At 72.8% G+C, this 24,839-nt stretch carries 22 protein-coding genes; 11 read left to right on the forward strand and 11 right to left on the reverse strand.

The window, feature by feature from the left end; genetic code table 11:
- Positions 1–18: 18 nt before the first annotated feature.
- Together I2501_RS17930 and I2501_RS17935 are read left to right on the forward strand one after the other, a co-directional pair.
- Complete coding sequence (locus I2501_RS17930) at positions 19–249, forward strand: hypothetical protein (protein ID WP_196195095.1); 231 nt, start codon at positions 19–21, stop codon at positions 247–249.
- Positions 246–428 carry a hypothetical protein gene (locus I2501_RS17935; protein ID WP_196195096.1) on the forward strand — a complete coding sequence of 61 codons (183 nt, stop codon included), beginning with the start codon at positions 246–248 and terminating at the stop codon, positions 426–428. The genes I2501_RS17930 and I2501_RS17935 overlap by 4 nt, the downstream gene beginning before the upstream one ends.
- A gap of 326 nt (positions 429–754) precedes the next feature.
- On the opposite strand, the gene I2501_RS17940 is transcribed toward I2501_RS17935, so the two are convergent.
- Together I2501_RS17940 and I2501_RS17945 are read right to left on the reverse strand one after the other, a co-directional pair.
- Positions 755–2,170 carry a GntT/GntP/DsdX family permease gene (locus tag I2501_RS17940; protein WP_408022747.1) on the reverse strand — a complete coding sequence of 472 codons (1,416 nt, stop codon included), beginning with the start codon at positions 2,168–2,170 and terminating at the stop codon, positions 755–757.
- Positions 2,167–2,715, reverse strand: coding sequence for a gluconokinase (locus tag I2501_RS17945; protein ID WP_215909747.1), 549 nt, complete (start codon positions 2,713–2,715; stop codon positions 2,167–2,169). Before I2501_RS17945 ends, I2501_RS17940 begins: the two co-directional genes overlap by 4 nt.
- A gap of 134 nt (positions 2,716–2,849) precedes the next feature.
- Between I2501_RS17945 and I2501_RS17950 the strand changes: the two genes are divergently transcribed.
- Positions 2,850–3,545, forward strand: a complete 696-nt coding sequence (locus I2501_RS17950; protein ID WP_196195097.1) for a FadR/GntR family transcriptional regulator — start codon at positions 2,850–2,852, stop codon at positions 3,543–3,545.
- Between the two features lie 187 nt (positions 3,546–3,732).
- Positions 3,733–4,029, forward strand: coding sequence for a hypothetical protein (locus tag I2501_RS17955; protein WP_196195098.1), 297 nt, complete (start codon positions 3,733–3,735; stop codon positions 4,027–4,029).
- 51 nt (positions 4,030–4,080) lie between these two features.
- Here the strand turns inward: I2501_RS17955 and I2501_RS17960 are convergent, their stop codons facing one another.
- Positions 4,081–5,361 carry an MFS transporter gene (locus I2501_RS17960; protein ID WP_196195099.1) on the reverse strand — a complete coding sequence of 427 codons (1,281 nt, stop codon included), beginning with the start codon at positions 5,359–5,361 and terminating at the stop codon, positions 4,081–4,083.
- A 55-nt stretch (positions 5,362–5,416) separates the two neighbouring features.
- Between I2501_RS17960 and I2501_RS17965 the strand changes: the two genes are divergently transcribed.
- The 4 genes from I2501_RS17965 to I2501_RS17980 all read left to right on the forward strand — a co-directional run bounded on the left by I2501_RS17965 (position 5,417) and on the right by I2501_RS17980 (position 6,861).
- The gene (locus tag I2501_RS17965) at positions 5,417–6,004 is read left to right on the forward strand and encodes an ArsR/SmtB family transcription factor (RefSeq protein WP_196195100.1); all 588 of its coding nucleotides are present in this window, start codon (positions 5,417–5,419) and stop codon (positions 6,002–6,004) included.
- Positions 6,005–6,057: 53 nt separating this feature from the next.
- Positions 6,058–6,273, forward strand: a complete 216-nt coding sequence (locus I2501_RS17970) for a hypothetical protein (RefSeq protein WP_236046754.1) — start codon at positions 6,058–6,060, stop codon at positions 6,271–6,273.
- Entirely contained in the window at positions 6,263–6,523 is a 261-nt protein-coding gene (locus I2501_RS17975; RefSeq protein WP_196195101.1) for a hypothetical protein, read from the forward strand. The genes I2501_RS17970 and I2501_RS17975 overlap by 11 nt, the downstream gene beginning before the upstream one ends.
- 71 nt (positions 6,524–6,594) lie before the next feature.
- Entirely contained in the window at positions 6,595–6,861 is a 267-nt protein-coding gene (locus I2501_RS17980; protein WP_196195102.1) for a hypothetical protein, read from the forward strand.
- Here I2501_RS17980 and I2501_RS17985 read toward each other — a convergent pair.
- The 6 genes from I2501_RS17985 to I2501_RS18010 form a co-directional block, all read right to left on the reverse strand.
- On the reverse strand, positions 6,827–11,635 hold the full coding sequence (locus I2501_RS17985; protein ID WP_328806436.1) for a hypothetical protein: 4,809 nt from the start codon (positions 11,633–11,635) through the stop codon (positions 6,827–6,829). The two genes, I2501_RS17980 and I2501_RS17985, sit on opposite strands and share 35 nt — an antisense overlap.
- 145 nt (positions 11,636–11,780) lie before the next feature.
- The gene (locus I2501_RS17990) at positions 11,781–14,036 is read right to left on the reverse strand and encodes a helix-turn-helix domain-containing protein (protein ID WP_196195103.1); all 2,256 of its coding nucleotides are present in this window, start codon (positions 14,034–14,036) and stop codon (positions 11,781–11,783) included.
- A 294-nt stretch (positions 14,037–14,330) separates the two neighbouring features.
- The gene (locus tag I2501_RS17995; protein ID WP_196195104.1) at positions 14,331–14,870 is read right to left on the reverse strand and encodes an RICIN domain-containing protein; all 540 of its coding nucleotides are present in this window, start codon (positions 14,868–14,870) and stop codon (positions 14,331–14,333) included.
- A 227-nt stretch (positions 14,871–15,097) separates the two neighbouring features.
- The gene (locus I2501_RS18000; protein ID WP_196195105.1) at positions 15,098–15,970 is read right to left on the reverse strand and encodes a hypothetical protein; all 873 of its coding nucleotides are present in this window, start codon (positions 15,968–15,970) and stop codon (positions 15,098–15,100) included.
- A 178-nt stretch (positions 15,971–16,148) separates the two neighbouring features.
- The gene (locus I2501_RS18005) at positions 16,149–17,660 is read right to left on the reverse strand and encodes a hypothetical protein (protein WP_196195106.1); all 1,512 of its coding nucleotides are present in this window, start codon (positions 17,658–17,660) and stop codon (positions 16,149–16,151) included.
- 129 nt (positions 17,661–17,789) lie between these two features.
- Positions 17,790–18,569 carry an aquaporin gene (locus I2501_RS18010; protein WP_196195107.1) on the reverse strand — a complete coding sequence of 260 codons (780 nt, stop codon included), beginning with the start codon at positions 18,567–18,569 and terminating at the stop codon, positions 17,790–17,792.
- A 288-nt stretch (positions 18,570–18,857) separates the two neighbouring features.
- On the opposite strand from I2501_RS18010, the gene I2501_RS18015 reads away from it, so the two are divergent.
- The 3 genes from I2501_RS18015 (at position 18,858) to I2501_RS18025 (ending at position 22,639) form a co-directional block, all read left to right on the forward strand.
- Complete coding sequence (locus I2501_RS18015) at positions 18,858–19,622, forward strand: LamB/YcsF family protein (RefSeq protein ID WP_408022748.1); 765 nt, start codon at positions 18,858–18,860, stop codon at positions 19,620–19,622.
- A 107-nt stretch (positions 19,623–19,729) separates the two neighbouring features.
- Positions 19,730–21,343, forward strand: coding sequence for a 5-oxoprolinase subunit B/C family protein (locus I2501_RS40260; RefSeq protein WP_215909761.1), 1,614 nt, complete (start codon positions 19,730–19,732; stop codon positions 21,341–21,343).
- A 189-nt stretch (positions 21,344–21,532) separates the two neighbouring features.
- The gene (locus tag I2501_RS18025; protein WP_236046624.1) at positions 21,533–22,639 is read left to right on the forward strand and encodes a WD40/YVTN/BNR-like repeat-containing protein; all 1,107 of its coding nucleotides are present in this window, start codon (positions 21,533–21,535) and stop codon (positions 22,637–22,639) included.
- On the opposite strand, the gene I2501_RS18030 is transcribed toward I2501_RS18025, so the two are convergent.
- Together I2501_RS18030 and I2501_RS18035 are read right to left on the reverse strand one after the other, a co-directional pair.
- The gene (locus I2501_RS18030; RefSeq protein WP_196195110.1) at positions 22,522–23,601 is read right to left on the reverse strand and encodes an SGNH/GDSL hydrolase family protein; all 1,080 of its coding nucleotides are present in this window, start codon (positions 23,599–23,601) and stop codon (positions 22,522–22,524) included. The genes I2501_RS18025 and I2501_RS18030 overlap by 118 nt on opposite strands.
- On the reverse strand, positions 23,598–24,833 hold the full coding sequence (locus tag I2501_RS18035) for a glycosyltransferase (RefSeq protein WP_196195111.1): 1,236 nt from the start codon (positions 24,831–24,833) through the stop codon (positions 23,598–23,600). The genes I2501_RS18030 and I2501_RS18035 overlap by 4 nt, the downstream gene beginning before the upstream one ends.
- Positions 24,834–24,839: the final 6 nt, after the last annotated feature.

Raw genomic sequence — 24,839 nt, forward strand, 5'->3', positions numbered from 1 at the left:
CATCCTGCTGGAGGCGTGATGACCGACCTGACCGCTCCACCAGAGCCGACGATTCCCGTCCGCTGGCTCACCCCGGACGGTGTGACTCTGGAGCGGCTCGTGACCGACGCTCAGCTCCGCGGCAACGCGTGCATGCTCTGCCACAGCACCGGGGCGATTCTTGAAGACTCCGGGCACGTGTACGGCGAAGTCGGCGGCGGCTGGCGCGCGAAGACCTGCACGGCGGGCGACTGCGAGGTGCAGGCGTGAGCGCACGCATCGAGCAGGATGCCGACGGCATGTACCGGGTCATCGTCAACGGCAAGACCCTGGAAGGCGAGCCAGGCCGGCCGCTCAGGTTCGAGACCAGGCATGACGCCGAGGACATGCTGGAACGCCGAGCCGACCTCTTCTCCATGCCCGCCCGAACGCTGCAGGCGCACCATTGAGCCGGCCGCAGTACCCCGAGACGCAGAAGCCGTTCACCTGGCCGCAGCCGGGCGTGCGGACGTGGCAGGCGCCGGCACGGTCGTTCTTCGGGACCTGCAGCCCTGTCGCAACAGCGGAGGACCACGTGTGCCCGGTCGGTGTGTACAGGGTGAGCGGCCGGGTGCTCGGCTGCGACTGCCTGTGCCACGGCGCACGGCGGAAGGCGCTGGGCGGGAAGTGAGTCTCACACGGGGGCGCGTGAAGGGGTTGTTCAGTAGACGACAAGGCGGCCCCGCTGCGTCGGGGGAACGCAGCGGGGCCGCCGTCCAGGGGCGCTGGGGGTGGTCTACATGACCAGGCCCAGCGGCAGGATGATGGCGATCGCGACGACGGAGATCAGGGTCTCCATCACCGACCAGGACTTGACCGTCTGGCCGACGCTCATCCCGAAGTACTCCTTCACCAGCCAGAACCCCGCGTCGTTGACGTGGCTGAAGAAGAGCGAGCCCGCGCCGACCGCCAGGACCAGCAGGGCGGTGTGGGTGGTGCTCATGCCGACCGCGAGCGGGGAGACGATGCCCGCGGCGGTGATCGTCGCGACCGTGGCCGAGCCGGTGGCCAGGCGGATGAGGACGGCGATCAGCCAGCCCAGCAGCAGGGCGGAGATGTGGAGCTTGTCGGCCCACGAGCTGACCGCGTTGGCGACGCCGACGTCGACCAGGGTCTGCTTGAAGCCGCCGCCCGCGCCGACGATGAAGACGATGCCGGCGATGGGGCCGAGGGAGGAGCTGAGCGAGTCGGAGATGCGCTGCTTGGTGAAGCCGGCGCCCTTGCCCAGGGTGACCATGCCGACGAGCACCGCCAGCAGCAGCGCGATCAACGGCGAGCCGACGAAGTCGAAGATCCGCTGGCCGACAGCCTTCGGTGAATCGACGACGACGTCGAAGAACGCCTTGGTCAGCATCAGCACGACCGGCAGCAGGATGGTGGCCAGCACCGCGCCGAAGGCCGGGGCGTGCTCGGAGGCGGACTCGATCGCCGCAGGGGCCTCGGGCTCCGGCTGCTCCGGGATCTCCAGCGGGCCGACCCAGCGCTCGGCGACGCGGGAGAACAGGGGCCCCGCGATGATGAGGCAAGGGATGGCGACCAGCAGGCCCAGCGCCAGGGTCACACCGAGGTTGGCGTGGAGGGCGCTGACGGCGACCAGCGGACCCGGGTGGGGCGGGATCAGGCCGTGGAGGATGGAGAGACCGGCCAGGGCGGGTATGCCGACGCGCATCAGCGGGAGGTTGCCGCGGCGGGCGACCAGCACCACGATCGGGACCAGCAGCACCACGCCGATCTCGAAGAAGAGCGGCAATCCGAGCACGGCCGCGATCAGCGCCATCGCCCAGGGCAGCTTCCGGCCGCTGGAGCGGGCCAGCACCGTGTCCGCGATGACGTTGGCGCCGCCGGAGTCGGCCAGCAGCTTGCCGAGCATCGCGCCGAGGCCGATCAGCAGGCCGGTGCTGGTGACGGTCGCGCCGAAGCCGGTACCGAAGCTGTCGGTCAGCTTGTCGAAGGGCGCGCCGGCGACCACCGCCAGCACGATCGAGCCGAGGGTCAGGGCGAGGAAGGGGTGCAGCTTGAGCTTGGTGATCAGCAGCACGATGACGCCGATGCCGAGCAGGGCGGCGAGCAGCAGCTGACCTTGGCTGTGGGAGTGGGCGAGGGCAGGGGTCGCGTCCGCCAGCAAGGCGGTGGGGGTGGACAGGCTGGTCACGCGAGGTCTCCGTTGACAGGCCGTGGCAGCAGTGCCACGGCGGACTCGACGAGGTTTTCCGGGGAGGCGTCGACAACCAGGGCCGCGCCGTTCTCGTCCGCCGCGAGCGGTTCGAGGATGGCGAGCTGGGAGTCGAGCATGCCGGCCTTCATGAAGTGACCGCTGCGGTGCGCGAGACGCTCCTCGATGAGCGCGTCCGGGCCGGTCAGGTACAGGAAGAAGGCCGACGGGCAGGCTTCGCGCAGCAGGTCGCGGTAGCTGCGCTTGAGCGCCGAGCAGGTGACGACTCCCCCGTTGCCGGCGGCGACCTGCTCGCCGAGCCAGGCGCCCAGGGCCCGGAGCCACGGCTCACGGTCCTGGTCGTCGAGGGGGTGTCCGGCCGCCATCTTGGCGATGTTGGCGGCGGGGTGGAAGTCGTCGGCCTCGCCGTAGGGCAGGCCGAGGCGCTGGGCGAGGCCCTGGGCGACGGTGGTCTTGCCGACCCCCGCCACACCCATCACGACGATGGCCATCGCCGGGCGCTGGATCTCGACGCTGAGAGCCATTGCTGGTGCTCCGTTCTACTTTCTGGTCGCCACAGTGTCGTTCAAAGGTATGACTTAATCAACCCCCGTTTTCGAAATGGTCATACTTACCGCCCGTGGTCCAGGTTCGGCCGTACGCCCCCTAACCTGGACGGATGGACTTCCAGGGCCTGCCGGGCCGCCTACTCGCCGATCTCGGACCCGCCATCGCCGCAGGCGAGATCCCCGTGGGCTCGATCCTGCGGATCGAGGAACTGGAGGAGCGCTACGGCGTCTCCCGCACCGTGGTCCGCGAGGCGGTGCGGATGCTCGAGTCGATGCGGATGGTCGCGTCGCGGCGGCGGGTCGGGATCACGGTCCGGCCCAAGTCCGAGTGGGACGTCTTCAACCCCACCGTGATCGCCTGGCGGCTGGCCGGGGCGGACCGCAGCGCGCAGCTGCGTTCGCTGGGCTCGCTGCGGGTAGCGGTCGAACCGGCGGCGGCCGGGCTGGCAGCCACACATGCGACGGACGACCAGCGGCGGGCGCTCAGCGCGCTGGCCATGGAGATGACGATGACCGGGCGGGCCGGTGACCTGGCCGCCTTCCTCCGGCACGACGCCGACTTCCACGCCACCGTGCTGCAGGCGTCGGGGAACGAGATGTTCGCCCACCTCGGCGACACCGTCGAGGCGGTGCTGCGCGGGCGCACCGAGCACCACCTCATGCCGCATCACCCGGAGGAGTACGCCGTCCAGCTGCACCGCGAGGTGGCCGAAGCGGTCTGCGCGGGCGACGGCGTCCGCGCCGAGCGCGCGATGCGGGCGATCGTGACCGGCGCGCTGGAGGAGTTGGACGCAGTCCTGGAGTAGCCAGGACCGCGGTCGCGGCCGTACGCACAACCGCGCCCGCGCCGCACCCGCACCCGCACCCGCACCCGCACCCGCCACGACCGGTAGCCGGGCGATGACGTTCTGCCGGTCTTGTGGTGATCTGTCCGACGCGGGACGCTGATTCCACGCGCGGGAACGCTCCGCGCGGGGAAGGAGGTCGAGCGGCATGACCTTCGTTCAGGTCATCGACTACGAGACCGAGGAAGCAGAGCGGTTCAACGCCCTGATGGACGAGTGGCTACGGGTCACCGAGGGCAAACGGACTGCGACCCACTCCTCCGTGGGCATGGACCGCGACAAGCCGACGCACTTCATGCAGATGGTGGAGTTCCCGTCCTACGAGTCGGCGATGCGCAACAGTGAGCTGCCGGAGACCCGGCACATCGCGGAGGAGATGCAGAACGCCTGCATCACCCCACCGCATTTCGTCAATCTGGAAATCGTCCGCGACGAGCGGCTCTGACCGCCGCGACCGGCCGCTCCCGCCACCCGTCCGCCGTCGCTCCGCCCGATGTCACCCCTCGGTCGGGACGACGAGCGGGCCCGGGGCGGGGGCGTCGGACACCCCGTCGTACGTGGGGAGTTCGCGTATGTGACGGAGCGGCGAGAGGAAGACCGCCAGGAACGTCGCGGAGCCGCCGAGCGCGGCGACAAGCAGCGTGTCGCGCACGCCTATCGCTGTGCCGAGCACGCCGCCGAGGAAGGCGCCGAACGGCATGGTGCCCCAGACCAGGAACCGCATGGTCGCGTTCATCCGGCCCAGCAGACCTGGCGGGCACAGGCCCTGACGGAAGCTCACCTGGGTGATGTTGTAGACGACGATGCCCGTCCACATGACCAGCTGCGCCGCGGCGAACAGCGCCAGCGTCCAGTCGCGCTGCACGAACGGCGTGACCAGCGCGCACGGCCCGAAGACCGCCGCGGACGCGCAGATCGCCGGGCCCTGGCCTAGTCGGGCGGCGACGCGGGCGGCGATCAGCGCGCCCAGCAGACCGCCGACGGCGGACGTCGAGCTGAGCAGGCCGATCACCCCCGGCGACAGGCCGAGCTGCCGGGCCAGCAGCACGTAGACCACAGCGGTGATCATCGCGCCGAAGAGGTTTGACGTGCTGGTGCACAGGGCGATCGCGCGCAGCATCCGGTTGCCGAGCACGAAGCGCAGCCCGGCGCGGATCTCGCGAACCAGGTTGCGGTCGGGACTGCGCTCGGGACGTGGCGCCCGCGCCTGGATGCGGGAGACCCAGAGCGCCGACCAGAGGAACGTCCCCGCCGTCACCAGCACCGCGAACGGCGCGGTGAGCGCCTGGATCAGCGCGCCGCCCACGCTCGGCCCCGCGATCTGGCTGACCGACTCGCTGGCCTGGAGCTTGGCGTTGCCGTCGACCAGCAGCTCTCGGTCGATCAACTGCGGTAGGTAGGACTGGTAGGCGACGTCGAAGAAGACCGTGCAGACCCCGGTGACCAGGGCGACCACGTACAGCTGCTCGACGCTGAGGATGCCGAGGGCGGCCGCGAGGGGCACCCAGGCGAGCAGCGCGGCGCGGAGCAGGTCGTTGACGATCAGCACGGATCGGAACCGCATCCGCTCCACCCACGCCCCGGCCGGAAGCCCGACCACGACGAAGGCCACCGTCTCGCAGGCGGAGAGCAGCCCGACCTGGAAGGTGGTCGCGTGCAGCACCAGGACGGCCACCAGTGGCAGCGCCAACTGGCTGACCATCGTGCCGAACTGACTCACCGACTCACCGATCCAGAGCCGGCGGAAATCGCGGTGTCGCCACAGCCGAGCCGTCATGTGTTCACCGTGGCGGAGTGATTGGTTTTTGTCAATCACTCGTAGGATGCTGTGCATGACGCAGCGCAGACCGGCCACCGACGACGAGGCGAAGGCACTCGCCTCCTCGCTGCGGCTCCGCATCCTGCGCATCTGCCTGGGCGAGCCGCACACCAACAAGGAGATCGCCGAGATCCTCGGGCGCGACCCGGCGAGCGTGCTGCACCACACCAGAACACTGGTGCGGACGGGGTTCCTGGAGGCGCAGGAGGAGCGGCGCGGCGCCCGGGGCGCGCGGGAGATCCCGTACCTGGCGACGCGGAAGTCCTGGCGGCTCGAAGTCCCGGCGCTGGACCGGACGATGCTGGAGACGTTCCTGGAGGAGCTCGCCCTGGTCCCCGCGGCGGACGTCGACAGCACCCGCATGGGCCTGCGCCTGTCGCCCGGGGACATGGACGAGTTCCGCAGCCGACTGAGCGGCCTGCTGGAGGAGTTCGCCGAGCGCCCCAGCGATCTCGCGGAACCGGCCTGGTCGTTCTTCATGGTGCTCCACCCCGACCCGAACCACCCTCACCCCAACCGACCTGAGCCGGAAGAACCAGGCGAACCAGACGTTCCGACCGGCTCCCGGGGTCCCTCGAACGGCCCAGCCTCGACCCGGTAGGGTCCGGGTAGCCTGCGGACGGCAGGGCGGGACGGGGCCTGGGGAGGAGCCGAGTGAGTCAGCCGGATGCGCGGTGGGATGCCGACGCGGCCGACGCGCTGCGTGCGTGGGCCGCCGACGAGCGCGCCCGAGGGGACAGCCTGGCCGCGGCGTTGGAGTCGATCGCCACCAACGGGCTTCCTGCGGTGGACGAGTGCGTGGCCTGGGAGGAGATCCGGGAGACCGCGCTCGCGCGACTGGCCGAGGGTCCCACGGGCCGTGTCCTCTAGGCGGCGGCTCAGGCGTGCGCAGATCCGGTTCACCGAGGGCGCGCGCAAGCAGGTCGACGCGCTCACCGGCACCGAGGAGATCCGTCGGCTGGACCGGGCGCTGACCGCGCTCTCCCTGGCCCCGGAGCTCGGACTCCCGACGCGGTTCCCCCTGCTCCGGGACTACCGCGACGAGTTGGAGGACGTCCGCGTCATCTACTCGGTGTCGGTGCTGCGTTCGACCATCCTCGTCGCCTACGTCGAGGCGTAGCCGGCTCGCAAGAGCCGACGGTACCGAAGAAGAGAACGGAAGAGGCAGGGTTCGAGATGGCGGGTACGACGATGGTTCGAGTCTCGGACAAGGCGCGCCGCGCGCAGGTACGACTGCTGATGGGCGCGGCGTTCACGATGGCGTCCCTGGTCTTCACCATATTCGTTTCGGTGGCGCAGGCTCAGCAGGCGGGGGCCTGGCTGACCGCGACGGTGGCGGGGGTGCTCCTGACGACCTGGTTCGGCCTGGACGTCTGGATCACCCGCCGCTCCAACCGCGAGCAGCTCCACGGCTCCGGCGGCGTCACTCCGATGACGGGTGCGAAGCGTCCTCGCTGAGCCCTGAGCTCTCCGCCGCCTCCGAGTCCGCGATGTCCACGGCGTCCTCGACGGCTTCGACGCCGTCGACGTCGTCGGGACGCGGGCGGCGGAAGACGCGGGTGGCGCTGACCGCGCCGTGGATCTCGGCCTCCTCGTCGTCGATCTCCGGCAGGCCCGGGCGCAGGTGCTCCTCCACGGAGATGTACTTGAGCCCGGCCCGGAGGTCGGCGTCGTTGCGCAGCCGGATGATCAGCGGGAACTCGGCCAGCGCCGTGGTGTCGAACAGACCCGTGGTGTAGATCAGCTGGACGCCGAGCGCGTCGGCGACCGCACGCTGGAGCTCCAGCAGGTAGGTCGCGTTGGCGCGGCCGATCGGGTTGTCCAGGAAGAGCGTGCCCGCGTGGCGCAGCTTGGCCTGGCCGCGGTCGTTGGCGCGCAGGGCGGCCATGGTGCAGTAGAGCGCGATGGCCGCGGTCAGCAGCTGCCCGCCGGAGAAGACGTCGGACATCTGGCTGACCGACACCCGCTCGGCGCGCAGCACCGCGTCGGGCTTGAGGATCTCGACGGTGACGCCGCGCGGCTCCAGCGCCGCGTGGACACCGCGCAGCAGCAGGGACATGCCGTCGCGGCGGTTCCAGTCCACCGCACCGGCGTTGGCCGCGCCGGAGGCGGAGCCGCCGGTGCGCTTGACCGCCGCGCGGGTGGCCTCGTCGATGACCTCGCCGAGACGCTCGGTCAGCACCGCGTGGTCGGGCTCTTCGAAGCGGATCCGCAGGAACTCCTGGCCCGACCACTCCCCCAGGCCCTCCGGAAGGCGGGAGAGCCGCTGCGCGGCGCGCAGTGTGGCGAGCGAGGTCTCGACCAGGCCGCGCAGCCGGTCGACGATGCTGTCGCGGTTGCGCTCCAGCTGGTCCAACTCGTCGGTCAGCACCCGCAGTCGGGGCGCGAAAGCGGCCGCCCACTGCGCCGCGTAGTCGGGCAGCACGGAGGCGGGCAGCTCGCGGATCTGCTGGCGGGCCGGGGTGCGGACCGCCTCGAAGCGGGTGGCGTTGGCGTGCCGGACGAGTGCGTCGCTGGCGTCGCGCACCGAGAGGTCGGCGGCGGAGAGCTCGGCGCTCGCGGCGCGCAGCTGACGGCGCGCGTCGGCGGCGGCGTGCCGGGCCTCCGGCAGGCTGCCGGTGACCGGCGCTGCCTGCTCCTCCTCCTCGGTGGCCGAGCCGTTCGCCTCGGCGGCCGGCTCGCGCAGGCCGTCGCGGAGCTGGGCCGCGGTCTCGTCGAACTCGGCGGCGGCGTGCTGGGTGGCCGTGAGAACGTGCAGCAGCTCGGCGTGGGCCGCCCGGCCGGCGTCCAACGCGTCGCTACGGCCGGCCAGTTCGGCGGTCGCGGCGCGGAGCAGCGTCTGTGCGTGCTCCTGGTCGCCAGGGACCAGCTCCTCGGACAGTTCGGTGTGCGCGTCGCCGGACGCGGGGGCGCTGCGCTCGGTCTCGGCGCGCAGGCGGCCGAGCTGCTCGCTGGCGGCGGAGGCGCGTGCCTCGATCGTCTGGACCAGGTCCTCGGCGCGGGCGGCGGCGGCCTGGCGGCCGGGGCCGTCGGCGCCGTCGGGGCTGCCCAGCAGCTCCTCGGCGCGGGTGCGGACCTTGTTGGTGAGCCGGTCGAGCTCGGCCCGGGAGCCGGACTCGTCGCTCTCCGCCCGCGCCTGCTCGGCGCGCAGGTCCGCGCCGACGCCGACCTTCTCGTAGAGCTGGGCCGCGACGCGGTGCGCCTCGCGCAGTGCGGGCAGGGACGCGGTGGGGAGTTCGTCGCCTGCCGCCTGGGTCGAGGCGTCCTCGGGCAGGTCGGCGCTGGGGAGTTCGGCCCGCTCGGCGCGGAGCGCGCGGACCGTGCGGCGTGCGTCGTCGGCGGCGCGCTGGGCGGCACGGCGGTCCTCGTCGGCCGCGTGGGCGCGCTCCTCGCAGGCGTGTTGGCGCTGTTCGGCCTGGGCGGTCTCGTCACCGAGCCCACGCAGTCGGGCCGTCCAGGCTCCGCGCTCGCGCAACCGGTACGCGAGACCGGCCAGCGCGTCGGCGCGGCGGCGGGCCTGCTGCGCGCCCTCCAGCCGGGACTCGCGCAGACGGGCGGCCTCGGCACGCTCCTGCTCGGCCTCGGTGTGCTCGGCGCGGGACGCGCTGCGCTCGGTGTTGGCCGCCTCCAGCGCGGCACGCGCGGCCTCGACCTCGACGGTCAGCTCGGTCAGGCGTCCGGCCGGGCAGCCCGTGCGCCAGGAGGTGAGCCGGCCGGCCAGCAGCCGGTCCGCGCCGAGGCGGGCGGCCAGTTCGCGGATCTGCTCGTCGCGCGCTGCGGCGCGGTCGCGCAGCTGACGGCGCTCCTCGTCGGCGGCGGACTCGTCGTGCATGGCCGGGTTCGGCGGCACCAGGAACACGCCGGTCGACGCCGCTTCGGTCTCGGCCGTCACGGGCCCGAGCAGCGCGGCGGCCGTGCCGACGGCCACGGCGGACCGCGGCAGCAGCGCGGCGGCGGCCAGCACCTCGCGGGCGCGCTCCAGCGTGTCCGGGTCGGTGACGATCACGCCGTCGACCAACTGCGGCCGGGCGGCGAGGATCCGGTCGTGGTCGACCGGGTCGACGGACTGCGCCAGGTAGCGCCAGCCGGGCAGCGCGGGGACGCCGTGCTCGCCCAGGTACTCGACGGTGGCCAACACGTCCGGGCCGGGCGGCAGCAGACCTCCGTCACCGAGAGCGCCCAGGATCCGAGCGTCGTCGGCGGCCTTGGTGCGCAGCTCGAAGAGGGTGCGCTCGGCGCTCGCCACGGCGTTGTCGAGCTGCTCACGCAACGGGTCGGCGGCGGCGTCCAGCTGTTCGGGCGTCAACTCGCCGTCGGCGACGCCGAGCAGGGCGGCGATCCGCGGCTCGGCGGCGAGCAGGCCGAGAGTGTGCCGCTCCACCCCGAGGGCGGACTCGGCTGCGGCCAGGGCGTCATGGGCACGCGCGGCGGCGAGCTCGGCGCGGTTCTCGCGAGAGGAGGCCTCCCGCGAGCGTCCGGCGGCCTGCTCGGCGGTGGCGCGGGCCTGCTCCCAGGCGGAGGTGGCCAGCTTCTCGGCGTCGGCGGCCTCCAGCGCGGCGCGGGCCGGGTCGACGAGCTCGGCGTCGTCCGGGTCGCCGGTGGTGGCGTCGATCCAGCCGGCGCGGACGGCCTGTTGGGTCTCCTGCTCGACCTCGGCGAGGCGCTGCCGCAGGTGGTCGCCCTCGCTGCGGCTCTTCTGCGCGGCGGTGGTGGCTGCGGTGGCGTCGCGGCGGGCGGCCTCGCCCTCGGCGAGCAGCGCCTGGGCGCGCGACTCCTCGCTGTCGGCACGCTCCTCGGCCGCCTCGGCGGCGGCCTCCAGGGCGCGGACCAGAGCGACGGCGGCCTTGGTCCGGGCGGCCAGCGCGGGCGCGGCGTCGCGCTCGGCCTCGCGGATGGCGGCCGAGACGCGGACCGCCCGGTCGGCGGCGGCACGGTGGCGCAGCACCAACTCGGTTGCCTGCCAGGCGGAGTGGAGGGTCCGGGCGTCCAGCAGCTCGCGGCGGAGCGCGGCGGCGTCGGCGGTGGCATCGGCCAGCGCCAGACTGGCATGACGGTGCGTCAACTCGGCCGTGATCAGCGACTGCCGGGTCCGCGCCGCGTCCGCCTCGGCGGCGGCGTCGGCCGCGGACTCGACCTGCGCCTGCAGTTCGTCGGCGCGGGCGCGCTCCAGCCCGGCGCGGGCGGCCAGCGAGCGGGCCAGACGACGCGCACGCCGCTCGGCGCCGCGGTGGTTCTCGCGGACCGATTCCCGGGCGGTCGCGGCCTCGGCGATCCGGTGCAGCAGGTCAAGCGAGCCGCCGGTGAAGTCGCGCTCGGCGGTCAGCTCGGCGCGGCGGCCCAGCTTGGCGGCGAAGCCGTGGACCAGGTCGGCCAGGCCGTCGGTGTCGCGGGTGTCGGTGACCGCGCGGAGCAGCAGGTCGGTGAAGTCCTTGTCGCTCTTGACCGCGAAGAGGCCCGCCGCCTCACCCTCGTCGGCGTTCATCTCGCGCTGGTAGCGGAAGAGTTCGGGGTCCAGGCCGAGACTGCCGAGGTGCTCGATCCAGCGCTCGTGGCCCTCCTCCCAGGTGATCTCCAGCTCCGGCGCGAGCTTGCCCGCCTCGGTGAGCGCGTCGCGGAAGCCCTTCATGGTGCGGCGGCGACCGCGCGCAGAGGTGCGCCGCGTAGCGGCACCTTCAAGGGCGGTGGTGGGCGACGGGTGGGCCTTGGGCGCGTCCGTACCGGGCGCGGGCATCAGCACGGCACGCTCGGCGACCGGCAGCGAGTCCAGGCCCAGCGCGGGGCTCGGTCGGAACGAGTACCACGCCTCGGCGAACTTGCGCGGGTCGGCGGAGACCTGACGTCCGCGCCACTCGCTCACCTTGCCGACGACGACGGTCTCGCCGGTCAGCGTGTGCTGCCACTCCAGCGCGACATGCCCGCAGTCGTCGGCCAGCAGGAACTTGCGCAGCACGCCGGAGCTGGCGCCGCCCAGGGTGTTGCGGTGACCGGGCAGCATCACCGAGAAGATCAGCTTGAGCAGGACCGACTTGCCGCCGCCGTTCTCCAGGAACAGCACGCCCGCGGGCGCGGGACGCCGGGCCGGACCGGTCTCCTCCTCGTCGAAGAACCCGGGCTGGCGCGGAACGGGATCGGGCACCAGGTCGCCGACACCACTCAGGTCGAGCACGGTGTCGGCGTACCGCGCACCGGCAGGCCCGATGGAGTACAGGCGGACCCGGTTGAGCTCGTACACCTTGCGCACTCATTCCTGTTCTCTGTCGACAGGCAGGGGTGCCTGGTCTCACCAGAGGATATCGTCGCGATTGCCGTGTTTCGCGAAGCCCGGGGCGCACCACACCGGCGGGCTCGGTGGACATGGTCCTTCGGACCGGGGCGTCTCAGAGCTCGGGAGCGTGGGCTCGCAGGGTCTCGCCGAGCGTGGCGGCGCGAGGATGGGAGAGCTCGCGGAAGATCACGTGAGCCTGCGCCCACTGCTGCCGGGCCATGGCGTCGTCGCCGTCGGCCGCATGGAAGTGGCCCAGGACCTCCAGCGCGACGGCCTCGTCGACCCGGTTGCCCACGCGGTTGTTGATCGTGCAGGCCTCCGTCGCCAGTTCGGCGGCCTCGTGGGTGCGGTCGAGCAGCAGGAGGGTGTCGGCGATGTTGCTCAGGGTCCGGCCGATCGCACGATGCTCGCTGCCGGCGTCCCGAAAGAGCCGGAGCGCGTGCCGGTAGTGCCCCAAGGCGGCGTCCAACCGACCGAGTTGCTTCTCGGCCTCGCCGAGGTTGAGCCGCGCCGAACCCTCGGAGTGGACGGCGCCGAGGTCGTGGTAGATCTCCGCCGTCCGCTCCAGCAGAGGCAGCGCCTCGGCCGCCCGCCCCGCTTCTGTCCTGAGGTGGCCCAGGTTCCCCATGCACGACGCCTGTCCGCGCACGTCCCCGAGACGACCGCGGATCTCCAGCGAACGCAGCAGGCAGTCCTCGGCGTCGGCGAGACGCGGTGCTTCGAGGTACGCGGCACCGAGGGCGTTGAGCGCCCAGGACTCCGCTTCGAGGTCGTCCAGCTTCTGCGCGCTCGCGACGGCCGCCTCGTAGGTGCGCACCCGCCCGGGCTGCTCGGGGCGCAGGTCGAACAGCTCCCACATGGTGTTCGCGAGTTGCCACGCGATCCGGTGCCGACCGGTCTGCGCCGCCGCGGTCACCGCCGCGACCAGGCAGTCGCCCTCCGACGCGGACCACGTCAGCGCCTCGTCCTGGTCGGCGAACTCCTTCGGGTGGCAGCCCGGTTCGGCGTCCGGCAGGTCCAGGTGCCTGCGTCCGGGGTACAACCGGCGCGATGCGGCCTCGCTGCTGTACAGGAGCCAGGTCAGCAGGCGGTCCGTCGCGGCGTCGCGCTCGCCCGGCGGCTCCTCCGCCGCGCATTCCGCGGCGTAGACCCGGATGAGGTCGTGCTGCCGGAACCGCCCCGTCCCGGTGAGCTCGATGAGGGACGTCGCGGCGAGGTCGCCGAGCAGTCCGGACGCCTCGGCCGCCGACATCCCGAGCAGGGCGGCAGCAGCCTCCAGGCTCGTCGTCGGGCCCGGACTCGACCCGAGCAGACGGAAGGCCCGCGCCTGGGCCGGTGGCAGATTCCGGTAGCTCACGGCGAAGGTGGCCCGGACGGCGCGGTCCTCGACCCGCAGCTCGTTGAGTCGCCTGGTCTCGTCGGCGAGCAACCCGGCGAGGTCCCGCACGGACCAGTCCGGTCGGGCCACAAGCCTGCTGCCGGCGAGCCGGATGGCGAGGGGCAGTCCCGCACAGGCGTCCAGCGCCTCGGCCGCCGCCCCGGGTTCCGCATCCACGGCCGCGTCCCCGATGATGCGGCGCAGCAACGCCGACGCCTCCTCGGCCGTGAGCCGGTCCAGCGTCAGCCGGGCCGCACCGTCGAGCCCGGGCAGGGTGCTGCGGCTGGTGATGAGCACCCGCGTGCGACCAGCCCCGGGCAGCAGCGGACGGATCTGCGCGGCATCCCTGACGTTGTCCAGGAAGACCAGCACGCGCCGGTCGGCCAGCAGAGTGCGGTAACGGGCGGCTCGCTCGTCGGCATCCGCGGGTATCTGCTCGGGTGCCACGCCGAGGGCGCGCAGGAACCGCGCCAGGACATCGTGCGGAGCCGTCGGCTCAGCCTCGGCTCCCTGGAGGTCGACCTGCAACTGACCGTCAGGGAAGGAGTGGATCACCTGGTGGGCGACGTGCACGGCCAGCGTGGTCTTGCCCACCCCGCCCGCGCCGCTGATCGCCGTGAGCACCACCGGCGGCACCGGTCCCGCGCAGTGGTCCTGGAGCAGGGCCGCCAACTGCTCGGTCACTGCGGACCGGCCCGTGAAGTCGTGCAGGTCCGCCTGAAGTTCGGCGGGCCGTGACGGCGAGCCCCCGACGCCTGCCGGCGCCGCTGACCCCTGGGCGTTCACCGCCGAGACGATCCGGTTCCGATCGGCCGGTTCCAGGGCCATCGCGTCGGCCAGCCGGGACACCGTCGACAGGCGCGGTCGACGCCGCCCGGACTCCAGCATGCTGATGGCGTGGTTGGACACGCCCGAACGCTCCGCCAGATGCTCCTGCGTCCAGCCGACCTTGAGCCGACACGCACGCAGCAGATCGCCGAACTCCCCCATAGCCCTGCCCCCCGGTCAGGCCTTGCCGGGAGCAGGAACTGCGCATACGGCTGCTGCTGCGACCCGCGCAGCAGCTTTCCTCCCCCAAAGGGCGACGATAGCGACTTCACAGGTGACTTGACCAGCCATCACCAAATCGATCGGGCGTCGCTGCGCGGCGGTCCGACACGCAGGAGGCTGCTGTGACAGGCGGGCAGGGTGAGGCGTCCTCCTCGACACTCCCCACCACCGCCCGCCCGCTCATCCCGCCCCGCGCTCATCGAGCTCCGCACGGGTGCCGGCGGATCGTGATGCTCAGCTCATCCAGAACTGCTGGAAGCCGGCGTACGGACCGTTCTGGTCCTGACAGCCGAAGTCCCGCAGACCGTAGCTGCTGTCGTCGACGCACTTGCCCGTGGCCACGTTCTGCAGCACGACCGATCCGTTGGGCTCCGCGTACATGTAGAACTGCTGGAACGCGGCGTACGGACCGTTCTGGTCCTGGCAACCGAAGTCCCGCAGACCGTAGCTGCTGTCGTCGACGCACTTGCCCGTGGCCACGCTCTGCAGCACGTCGGTCCCGTTGGGCTGCCCCATGATGCGGAACTGCTGGAAGCCGGCGTAGGGGCCGTTCTGGTCCTGGCAACCGAAGTCCCGCAGACCGTAGTTGCTGTCGTCGATGCACTTGCCCGTGGCGGCGCTCTGCAGCACCCACGTGCCGTTGGCGGCGTAGGGCTGCATCCGGTGGCCGACGGCCTTCGCGGACACGGTGGTGGCGCTCGCGCTGCTGGCACCCAGGCCGAGCGAGCCGACCAGGGCGACTGCGCCGACGACGGCGACTGTCCACTTACGCATTTCGCGACCTTCCTTGTCGAGTTCCGGAGGCCTGGCCGCCTTCGCGGGCGGGTCCTCCGTGGCACGTCAACCATGGTCACGGAGCGCGCGGCGGGGCTCCATGGCGTTCGCTTTGCGTTTCGCCGAGCCGTCGCCCGGTCCCTCGAGGCAACTGAGCCACGGAAGATGACGAACCGTCATACAGCGGATGCCGGCGGATGACGGTGGACGAAAGTGGACGCGCGGGGTCAGACGCTGTGGAACGGGAGCCCGGCGTCGGTGACCAGGTCCTCGGAGTCGTCCGGCGGCAGCAGCGTGCCGGTCCCGTCGGTCACCGGCACGATGCCGAGCGCCAGCAGCTCCTCCATCGCGGCGCTCCCGGCCATGTCCCGGACCTGCAACTGGTAACGGGCGGTGGTGCGGTAGGTGCCCCCGGAGTCGTCGGAGGTCTTCTGCAGGAAGCCGGAGTCGACGAGGAAGGAGACGGCCTTGCCCACGATGCCGATGGTCGACCCGGCAAGCCGTCGGGCGTCCTTGGTCGCGCCGGTCGCGCTGCGACGGGCGTAGACGCGCCACGCCGCCTCCAGGCCGGGCGCCTCGCTGACCGGGTCGGTGTTGTCCCCGGCGACATCGGCCTGCTCCTCCAGCCGACGGCAGGCCTGCCGGACGAAGGCGTCCACGCCGTTGACGGTGATCCGGCCCAAGTACCCGTCGTCGGCCAGGTCCTCCGGCCGCGGGAACGCGAGCGCGGCGACGGCGAGGTGCGCCAGCCCGTGCAGGAACCGGTCGGTGGCCTCGGACGCGGCGCGCCGCGAGTAGTCGCCCATCCGCACGGCGAAGACACTGTCCTCGGCGGCGGCGACGGCCATGCCCGCCCGTGCGGACACCTCCAGCACAATCAGGCCGAGCCCGACGGCGACCGCGTCGGCGAGCCGCGCGAAGGCCGGGTCGTCCCGGTAACGCCGGATCAGCTCGGCGTACTCGGTGTCCCGGGACGGCAGCAGCTTCGGCTGCACGCCGAAGGAGACGAGCCGCGAGGCGTCGGCGACGTCGGCGGGGGTGATGGGCGCGGGGCGGGACCCGCTCTCACCGGCGGGGGCGTCGTAGCTTTCCTCGGTCATGACGTCGATCCTTCGACAGGTGCAGAAGAGACAGTTGCAACTTCCTCAGGGGCGCGGGGAACTGCGCTAGCAGCCACCCCGTGCGGATGGCCCTGTGCGTTCGGCGACTCACCTCTCGCGGTGGCTTGTCGCGCAGAGCCCCGCGCCCCTGAGGAGCTGCCCCCTGACCGAAACTGCATCAGCTCGCCTCCGCACGGTCAGCCGCCATGCCCACGGCGTCCAGCAGCGCGCTGCCGACGATCAGGTCGGCCCCGCCGAACTCCTCGTCCTGCAGGCGGGTGCCGTCGTCGACGGCGAAGAGCAGCCGCTCCTCGCCCTGGCGGTACGCCGTGCCGACGGACGGGCTCGCCGCGTGGACGGCCAGGAGGGTGACCAGGTACGGGAGTTCGGGGTCAGCCCGGCGCGCCTCGGCCAGCAGGCCGGACAGGCGGCGGGGGGCGTCCGGAGGGAGGTCGAGCAGGGCGAGGGCATGTTCCAACTGCGCGTCGGAGAAACGGCTGTCGTCCGGCGTGGAGATCAGGTCCGGCTCCGGGAGCTCCGCTCCCAGGTGCTCGCGCTCGACCGGCGGGGTCAGCAGCACGTCGACCAGGTCGGTGAGGCGCACCGCGCCGGGCGTGCGCAGCCCCATCCCCTTGCGGAAGAACGCCGTCGTGACCGCCGAGGCCTGGTCCAGCGGCAGCGGCAGCACCGGGGCGAGCAGCTGGCCGTAGAGGTCGAGGCCGCTGCGCACGGTGGGCGTGGCGAAGGCCTGGCGGTCCTGCTCGGCGCGGAAGAGCGGGCCGGCCTCCAGCAGGCGCGTCTGCAACTGGGTGTGCCTGCGGATGCAGTCCTTGACGATGTCGACCAGCTCGGCCGCGCGCCGCTTGTGCTCGGCGCTTTTGGGATCCGCAGCCTCCGCCTCGTCGCGCGCCCGGCGGATGTTGGTGAGGATCGCGTTCTCGTGGCGGTAGCGGTCGGCGATGTGCTCCAGCGCCTCGGCGATGAGGTCGGGAACCGTCTCCATCCAGTCGACCGCGCGCACGTTGCGGCGGGTCGCCTCCAGCGCGCGACGCAGCAACTCGCTGTACTGGACCGTGCGGTAGCGGGCCTGCTCGGCGGCGAGCTGCGCGTCGGCCAGGCGCCCGCGCCGGATCAACACCTCCAGCTTGACCTCGGCGGCGATCTGCGCGGAGGTGACGTCGGTGTCCAGCGCGCCGACCAGGACGTTGACGGCCTCGTCGGTGGTTCGGAGGTAGACCCCGCCGTCGGCGCCAGGGACCTCCTCGATCAGCTTGAAGTCGTAGTCCCGGCGGACGTACGAGCCGTCGGACGCGAAGGTGCCGTAGACGGCACGGAAGCCGCGGTCGACGCTGCCGACATTGATCAGCGACTCCAACACCCACTTGGCGACCCGCTCGTGCTCCCGCCAGGGGCGCTCGGGCGCCTGCGCGGCGACGCGCGGGTGGAGCCGGGCCAGAACCTCGTCCCGATCGGCGCCGGTGTCGAAGTCCATGTGCAGGGTGACCAGGTCGATCGCGGAGAGCGCGACCTCGGCCATGCCGTAGACCGCGTATTCGCCGGCCAGGTTGGCCTTGCGGCTGTCGAGGTCGTGCAGCGGCGCGGTGCACGCCAGTGCGCGCAGCCGACGGGCGAGGCCCTCGTCGGCCGCCGGGCCCGGCGCGGGGCGTGCTGCTTCGGCGGTGGTGCTCACGGGGGCCTAGCGTAGAGGCTCGGACGGACAACGTCCCAAACGGCACGGATCATCCCGGTCTGTTCCGCACACCGCTCAGCGCGCCGCTCCTCGTGCAGGCCCCCGCAGCCGGACTGTCGTGCGGAGTTCCTAGTCTCCCGTGGCCGAGGCGGTGGCCAGTTCCGAGTCGGCGGTGACGGCCGCAGCCGTCTGCGCCTGCCCCAGGGCGAGCCAGCCGAGGCCGGCGAGTGTGCCACCGATCAACGGGAAGACGATGAAGACCCAGAGCTGGCTCAGCGCCCAACCGTGTTGGAAGATCGCGGTGGCCAGCGAACGGGCCGGGTTCACCGAGGTGTTGCTGACCGGAATGGTCACCAGGTGCACCAGCGTGAGCCCGACGCCCGCGATCAGTCCGCCCATCGGCACCGGGAAGCCCTTGGCCGTGGTGCCGAGCACGACGAGCGCGAAGACCGCGGTCGCGACGACCTCGGCCAGGATGACCGCGCCGAGGTTGAAGTGGTCCGGCGAGTGGGCGCCGTAGCCGTTGGAGGCGAAACCGGCCTCGCTGACGGAGACGATGGTCGGCCTGCCGTCCGCGCCCACCGCCGTGAAGCCGGGGCGGCCCTGCGCCACGGACCAGATCAGCAGAGCGCCGAAGAGACCGCCGAAGACCTGACCGCCGACGTAGTACGGCACCAGTCGCCCGGGCGTCTTGCGAACCACAGCCATCGCCGCCGTGACCGCCGGATTGATGTGGCAACCGGAGATCGGCCCGATCAGGTACGCGGCGACCGCCAGGCTGATGCCGAAGGCGAGGGCCACGCCGAGCACCCCGGCCCGGTCGGCGTCGAACACGGCGGTTCCCACACCGCCGATGATCAGAATCGCCGTACCGAGAGCCTCGGCGAGGAAGATGCGTGTGCTTCCCATCGGGTGCCTCCTTGCGGGAATGCCTTCGGGAAAGGTCTGGGAGCTGGGGCCGCGCGTGGGACGCGGCACACCTCCGGAGCGTAGATCGACTGTTCGCACACGGCTGTTCGAGATCGTCCGCGCGGGTGATCTTTGCCGGGCGCACCCGCCTCATCCGGCAGACCGGCGCGACAGAGGGGATGATGACGCCGGTCCACGGGCGTGCACCGCATCGATGCCTCTCCGCCGGGTCTCTCTGTCGACATGTCACCGGAGCGACATACGATCGCCGCAGGAGGTGCGCTGATCATGGATCTCAACGCCGATCTGGGCGAGGGCTTCGGCCGCTGGACGCTGACCGACGACGAGGCGCTGCTGCAGGTGGTGACCAGTGCCAACGTCGCCTGCGGGTTCCATGCGGGCGACCCGACCACCATGCGCCGGGTCTGCGAGCAGGCCGCCGAGAGGGGCGTGCGGATCGGCGCGCAGGTCTCCTACCGGGACCTGGCGGGCTTCGGACGGCGTGCGATGGACGTGCCGAGAGCCGAGCTGGCGGACGAACTGCTGTACCAGATCGGCGCGTTGGAGGTCTTCGCGCGGCAGGCCGGAGCAGCGGGCGTCGCCTACGTCAAGCCGCACGGCGCGCTCTACAACCGCGCCGTGCGCGACGTGGCGCAGGCGGGCGCGGTGGTCGACGCGGTCACCGGCTTCGCCCGGGCCTTCGCGCGTGAGCTGCCGGTCCTGGGCCTGCCCGGATCGGCACTGCTCCACGCCGCCGCCGAGGCGGGCCTGCCGACGGTGGCCGAGGCCTTCGCCGACCGCGCGTACACGCCCGAGGGCACGCTCGTGCCGCGCGGCGAGCCCGGCGCGGTACTGCACGGGGAGGACGCCGTGGTCGCCCAGGCGGTCTCGATCGCCTCGGGCGGAGAGGTCGTCGCACTGGACGGGACGCGGGTGTCAGTGGCGGCTGCTTCACTGTGCCTGCACGGTGACACCCCGGGCGCGGCGGCGCTCGCGGTGCGGGTCCGTGCGGCGCTGGAGGCTGCGGGCGTGGCGATCGGGGCCTTCGCCTGAGCTCGGTGCCGGCGAACGGGTGGAGTGGCCGAGAGGCGGGGTGACGGAGTGACCGGGGCCAGGACATGGGGGACGGAGCGCGGAGGATGGCGGTGACGGTCCGCCCGATGGGTCTGCGGGCGCTGCTGGCCGAGGTGGATTCGGACGAGCACGTCGCGGCGCTGCTGGCGGATCTGACGGAACATCGGCAGGCCGGCGGCCTGGACGCCGGGGCCGAGTTGGTCCCGGCGGCGCGGACCGTGCTGGTCGACGGGTTGGCAGACGCGGGGCAGGTGCGCACGCTGGCACGGTGGCTGGGTGGCTGGCAGCCGCACGCGCTGCCGGTCGGCGAGGGCCCCCTGGTGGAGATCCCGACGGTCTACGACGGCGAGGATCTGGCCGACGTCGCCGCGCTGTGGGACGTGTCTGTCGAGGAGGCGGCGCGCCTGCACGCGGCGTGCGAGTTCCGGGTGGCCTTCTGCGGGTTCGCACCGGGGTTCGCGTATCTGACCGGGCTGCCGGAACGCCTGGCGGTGCCCCGCCGGGCCACACCGAGGACGCGGGTGCCGGCGGGTTCGGTGGCCCTGGGCGGCGCGTACACGGGGGTGTACCCGGGGCCTTCGCCGGGCGGTTGGCAGTTGATCGGGCGGACGTCGCTGCCGCTCTGGGATCCGTCGCGTGATCCGGCCGCGCTGCTGGCCCCGGGGACGCGCGTGGGGTTCAGGCCGGTTCGGGCGGGCTCGGCGGCGGCCGGGCCCGCGCCTGGGCCTGCGGTGGGCGCGGTGGGCGCGGTGCCCGCAGCGACCGGCCAGAGCGCGGCGCGCGCCGTCACCGTCGTGCGGCCGGGGCCGTTGGCGACGGTGCAGGACGAGGGCCGCTCGGGGGTGGCCGCGCTCGGTGTGCCGCACGCGGGGGCGCTGGACCGACCCGCGGCGGCGCGGGCCAACGCGCTGGTGGGCAACCCTCCGGGCGCGGCGGTGGTCGAGGCGACCCTGGGCGGGATCGCCTTGCGCGCCGAGACGGACGCCTGGGTCGCGGTCACGGGCGCGCCCGCGCCGGTCCGGGTCGGCGGCCGGACGGCGGCGTGGGGCGCGGCGGTCCGGGCCCGCGCCGGGGAACTGGTCGAGGTCGGCACGGTGACGGCCGGATTGCGGTGCTACGTGGCGGTGGACGGCGGCTTCGCCGTCGCTCCGGTGCTGGGCAGCCGGTCCACGGACCTGCTGTCCGGGCTCGGCCCGGAGCCGCTTGTCGCCGGTGCGGTCCTGCCGCTCGGCCAGGTCGGCCCGGCCGTCCCGACCGGGAACGAGGACGCGCTCGGGCCGCCCTGCGTCGACTGGCTGCCGCTCTCCGCGCCCTCCGACCGGGACGAGGTGGTGCTGCGGCTCGCGCCGGGCCCGCGTCAGGACTGGTTCGACGCCGAGGCGCTACGCGCGCTTGCCCGTGGCCGGTACCGGGTCTCGCCGCAGAGCAATCGCGTCGGGCTGCGGCTGACGGACGGGCCCGCCCTGGTCCGGCGCGCCGGGCTTGGACACGGTCAGGCCGAGCTGCCGAGCGAGGGCATGGTGCTGGGCGCGGTGCAGGTGCCGCCGGACGGGATGCCGGTGGTCTTCCTCGCCGACCACCCGACCACGGGCGGCTATCCGGTGATCGGCGTGGTCCCGGAGGCCGATCTGGCCGCCGCTGCCCAGGCCGTGCCGGGCACGCCGGTGCGCTTCGTTCCGGTCTCCGGCCCGCTGCGCTGAGGGCTTCCGGCGCGCGGCAGGATACGCGCGCTCACTCGTTCGTGGGTTCGATTTGTGTTGCGCGGGACATCGGGCCACAAGAGGTCCAGACTGCAACCGTCCGAAGAATTCAGCCTCGGCAAACCCTTCACTCTCTGCCCTTCAGTTTCTCTGTTCTTCTCTGTTCTTCCCTGTTCGGAGGTGGTCGGCATGGTTGGCGGTACGGCCGGAACGATGCTCGCGGTGGGCACGGCGAAGGGCCTCTTCCTGGCCCGGAGCAAGGACCGGCGGTCGTGGGAGTGGACGGGCCCCCACTTCCTGATGGAGGGCGTCTACTCGGTGGCTTTCGATCTCCGCGGCGAGACCCCGCGGATCCTGGTCGGCGCCGACTCAAGCCACTGGGGCCCGTCGGTCTTCACCTCCGACGACTTCGGCGCCACCTGGCAGGAGCCGGCCAAGCCGGCCATCAGATTCCCCGAGAGCACGGAGGCCTCGCTGGTCCGGGCCTGGCAGCTGCAGCCCGCCGGGGCGGACGAGCCGGGTGTCGTCTACGCGGGCACGGAGCCCGCCGCACTGTTCCGCTCCGAGGACGGCGGCACGTCGTTCTCGCTGGTCGAGGCCCTGTGGCAGCATCCGCAGCGGGAGCAGTGGGGTGCGGGTTTCGGCGGCCAGGGCCTGCACACGATCATCCTCGACCCGCGCGACCCGGCCCGGTTGACCATCGCCGTCTCCTCCGGCGGCGTCTACCGCTCCGCCGACGCGGGCGCGAGCTGGGAGCCCTCGAACACCGGGATCGAGGCGCGTTTCTTCCCCGAGGAGAACCGCCTGCCCGAGTTCGGCCAATGCGTGCACAAGATCTCGACGGACGCCGTCGACCCCGACCGGCTCTATCTGCAGAACCACGGCGGCGTCTACCGGAGCGACGACGGCGGCGCGCTCTGGAAGCGTATCGACGCCGGCCTCCCCGCCGACTTCGGCTTCCCCGTGGTCGCCCACCCGCACAGGGGCGACACTGCCTACGTGTTCCCGCTGGTGGCGGACTACGAGCGGCTCGCCCCCGAGCACCGCTGCCGGATCTACCGGACCGACGACGCGGGCGAGACCTGGCAGGCGCTGGAGAAGGGCCTGCCGCAGGGCGAGCACTTCGGCATCGTGCTGCGCGACGCGCTCACCACCGACCAGGGCGAACCCGCCGGGATCTACTTCGGCAACAAGAACGGCGAGGTGTACGGCAGCGCCGACGAGGGCGAGACCTGGGCGCTGCTCCACGAGCATCTGCCCACCGTGCTCTGCGTCCGCGCGGCCACGTTGGGCTGACCAGCCACCGGCTGCACAGCAACGGGCTGAACCGGGCTGGCCTGGACAGGACCTGGCTGTAGAGGGCCGGTCCGAACAGGGCCTGGGTGAACAGCCGCAAGCTGACGCTGCGTCGGGTACGGAACCGGGCACGGCAGGGCGCGCAGCGCTGCGGCGGTCTGCTCGGCGGCCTCGTGGTCGAGCAGGTCGCCGCCGCGGGTGTCGCGGCGCTCCGCCGCGGCGAGCCGGAGCAGGTCCGGGAGCAGGTCGGTGCAGCGGTCGAACACCCAACGGGTGCCCTTGGTCGCCATCCAGAGGATCTGGGCGATCCGGCTCGGGGCGATGCCGTCCGTGTCGAGGTCGGGAGCGGGCCCGACCGGCACGCCGCGCTCCGCGAGTTCGTGGTGGAACGCGCGGGCCAGGGCCCGGTGCCCGCTCTCGCTCGGGTGCAGCCGGTCCACGGACCACATGGCCGGGTCGTGGATCCAGTCGTGGTCGGCCAGGTGCACGTGGACGGCCTCGTAGCGGTCCGAGAGCGCGTGGACGACGGTGTTGACGCTCGCCATCCGCCGGCCGAGCGGCCGGGCGAGCGCGGTGGGCAGCCCCAGCATGCGTCCGGGGTCGGGCAGGCATGCGGTCAGCAGCACCGTCCCGTCCTCGACCAGGCTGCCGAAGGCGGTGTCGAGGTGCCGGGCGACGGCGTGGATGTCATAGGTCGCCCGTAGCGTGTCGTTCACGCCGACCAGCACGGCTGCGACGTGCGGCCGTCGAGCCCTGGCCTCGGGGAGCTGACGGCGCAGCACATCGGCGGTCTGGGCGCCGCTGGTGGCGTGGTTGACGAAGGCGACGCCGTCGTGGCCCTCCGGCTCGACGGAGAGGCTGTCGGCCAGCAGTGCCGCCCAGCCACGCCAGCCGCCGGGCACGGGATCGCCGAGCCCCTCGGTGAGGGAGTCGCCGAGCGCGGAGATACGAAGTTGGGTCATCGCGGGGCTCCTTCCGGAGGTGCGCAGGGTTGGGCTGCGAGTGGTGGGACGAGTTGGGCCGCGGCGGGCGCGGCCATCGCAACCAGGTTCGTGGGCGCCGGTGCAGGCGCGCTGGAGGGTGCCTCGTGAGCTGCGAGGAAGGCGTCGACCGCCGTCGCCCAGCCGAACTGCTCGGCCCGGGCTCGGGCGGCGCCCCGGCGTCGGGACTCCGGTCGGTCCAGGAGCTGCTGGACGGCGTCGGCGAAGGCCTCGCCGGTGTCGGCCGCCGGGAGGCCCGCCGGGCCGAGGATGGGGGGCAGGGCGGAGGAGGCGCTGGCCACGACCGGAGTGCCCGAGGCCAGGGCTTCGAGGGCGGCGAGTCCGAAGGTCTCGACCGGCCCCGGAGCGAGGGCGACGTCGGCGGTGGCGAGGACGGCGGAAAGGCGTTCGGCGGAGGCGACATGACCGAGCAGGCGGGCCGGCAGTCCGTCCCGTTCGACGCGGGCGGCCATACGGGCCCGCAGCGGGCCGTCACCCGCCACCACCAGGCGGGCGGGCACGCCGCGTCGACGCAGCTCGACCAGGGCGTCCAACGCCCGCTCGGGGCGCTTCTCGGTGGAGAGGCGGGAGCAGAGGACGAGCAGGATCTCCTCGGGCCGCGCCAGTTCCGCGCGCAACGCCTGGTCGTAACAGTCGGGGTGACGAGTGGTCAGATCGACGCCGAGCGGAGCCAGAACGAGGTTGGACGTGCCGATGCGACGGAACTCGGCGGCCGCCCAGTCGGTGGTGCAGATGATCCGGGTATAGGCGTGGGCGCTGCCTGCGTTGAGCCGGTCGGCGGCCCGGCTCGCCAGCGGGCCCGGCAGACCCCAGACCCGCAGCACGCCGTCGAGGCTCTCGTGGGAGACCATCGCGGACGGGACACCGTGGTCACGTGCCCAACGGCCGGTCCAGCGCAGTGTGGTCCGGTCGGAGACCTCCAGCCGATCCGGCCGGAGCCGGGTCAGGAGGTCCGCCACCCGGGCGCGGTCCCGCAGCACGCGGTAGCCGCCCATACCGGGGACGAGCGGGCCGGGCAGCGTGATCACCCGGCCCTGCTCGGTCTCCTGGTCGGACGCCTCCGGGCCGGGGACGACCAGGACGGGTCGGTGTCCGGCCGCCAGAAAGCCCTCCCCCAGGCGGCGCAGCGCGGTGCGCAGGCCGCCCGAGGTCGGGGTGACGAAGTTGGCGACGCGGACGATACGGAGTCCCATGGCCCC

It is taken from the genome of Streptacidiphilus fuscans (assembly GCF_015690355.1).
Lineage (GTDB): Bacteria > Actinomycetota > Actinomycetes > Streptomycetales > Streptomycetaceae > Streptacidiphilus > Streptacidiphilus fuscans.

Excerpts from the sequence above, each read along its gene's own strand:
- I2501_RS17990 (WP_196195103.1), bottom strand. The coding sequence starts at position 14,036 with ATGGGGGAGTTCGGCGATCTGCTGCGTGCGTGTCGGCTCAAGGTCGGC.
- I2501_RS17950 (WP_196195097.1), top strand. The coding sequence starts at position 2,850 with ATGGACTTCCAGGGCCTGCCGGGCCGCCTACTCGCCGATCTCGGACCC.
- I2501_RS18000 (WP_196195105.1), bottom strand. The coding sequence starts at position 15,970 with ATGACCGAGGAAAGCTACGACGCCCCCGCCGGTGAGAGCGGGTCCCGC.
- I2501_RS17980 (WP_196195102.1), top strand. The coding sequence starts at position 6,595 with ATGGTTCGAGTCTCGGACAAGGCGCGCCGCGCGCAGGTACGACTGCTG.
- I2501_RS18025 (WP_236046624.1), top strand. The coding sequence starts at position 21,533 with ATGGTTGGCGGTACGGCCGGAACGATGCTCGCGGTGGGCACGGCGAAG.
- I2501_RS18030 (WP_196195110.1), bottom strand. The coding sequence starts at position 23,601 with ATGACCCAACTTCGTATCTCCGCGCTCGGCGACTCCCTCACCGAGGGG.
- I2501_RS17930 (WP_196195095.1), top strand. The coding sequence starts at position 19 with ATGACCGACCTGACCGCTCCACCAGAGCCGACGATTCCCGTCCGCTGG.
- I2501_RS18035 (WP_196195111.1), bottom strand. The coding sequence starts at position 24,833 with ATGGGACTCCGTATCGTCCGCGTCGCCAACTTCGTCACCCCGACCTCG.
- I2501_RS18010 (WP_196195107.1), bottom strand. The coding sequence starts at position 18,569 with ATGGGAAGCACACGCATCTTCCTCGCCGAGGCTCTCGGTACGGCGATT.
- I2501_RS17965 (WP_196195100.1), top strand. The coding sequence starts at position 5,417 with ATGACGCAGCGCAGACCGGCCACCGACGACGAGGCGAAGGCACTCGCC.
- I2501_RS17945 (WP_215909747.1), bottom strand. The coding sequence starts at position 2,715 with ATGGCTCTCAGCGTCGAGATCCAGCGCCCGGCGATGGCCATCGTCGTG.
- I2501_RS17960 (WP_196195099.1), bottom strand. The coding sequence starts at position 5,361 with ATGACGGCTCGGCTGTGGCGACACCGCGATTTCCGCCGGCTCTGGATC.
- I2501_RS40260 (WP_215909761.1), top strand. The coding sequence starts at position 19,730 with ATGGGTCTGCGGGCGCTGCTGGCCGAGGTGGATTCGGACGAGCACGTC.
- I2501_RS17955 (WP_196195098.1), top strand. The coding sequence starts at position 3,733 with ATGACCTTCGTTCAGGTCATCGACTACGAGACCGAGGAAGCAGAGCGG.
- I2501_RS18015 (WP_408022748.1), top strand. The coding sequence starts at position 18,858 with ATGGATCTCAACGCCGATCTGGGCGAGGGCTTCGGCCGCTGGACGCTG.
- I2501_RS17995 (WP_196195104.1), bottom strand. The coding sequence starts at position 14,870 with ATGCGTAAGTGGACAGTCGCCGTCGTCGGCGCAGTCGCCCTGGTCGGC.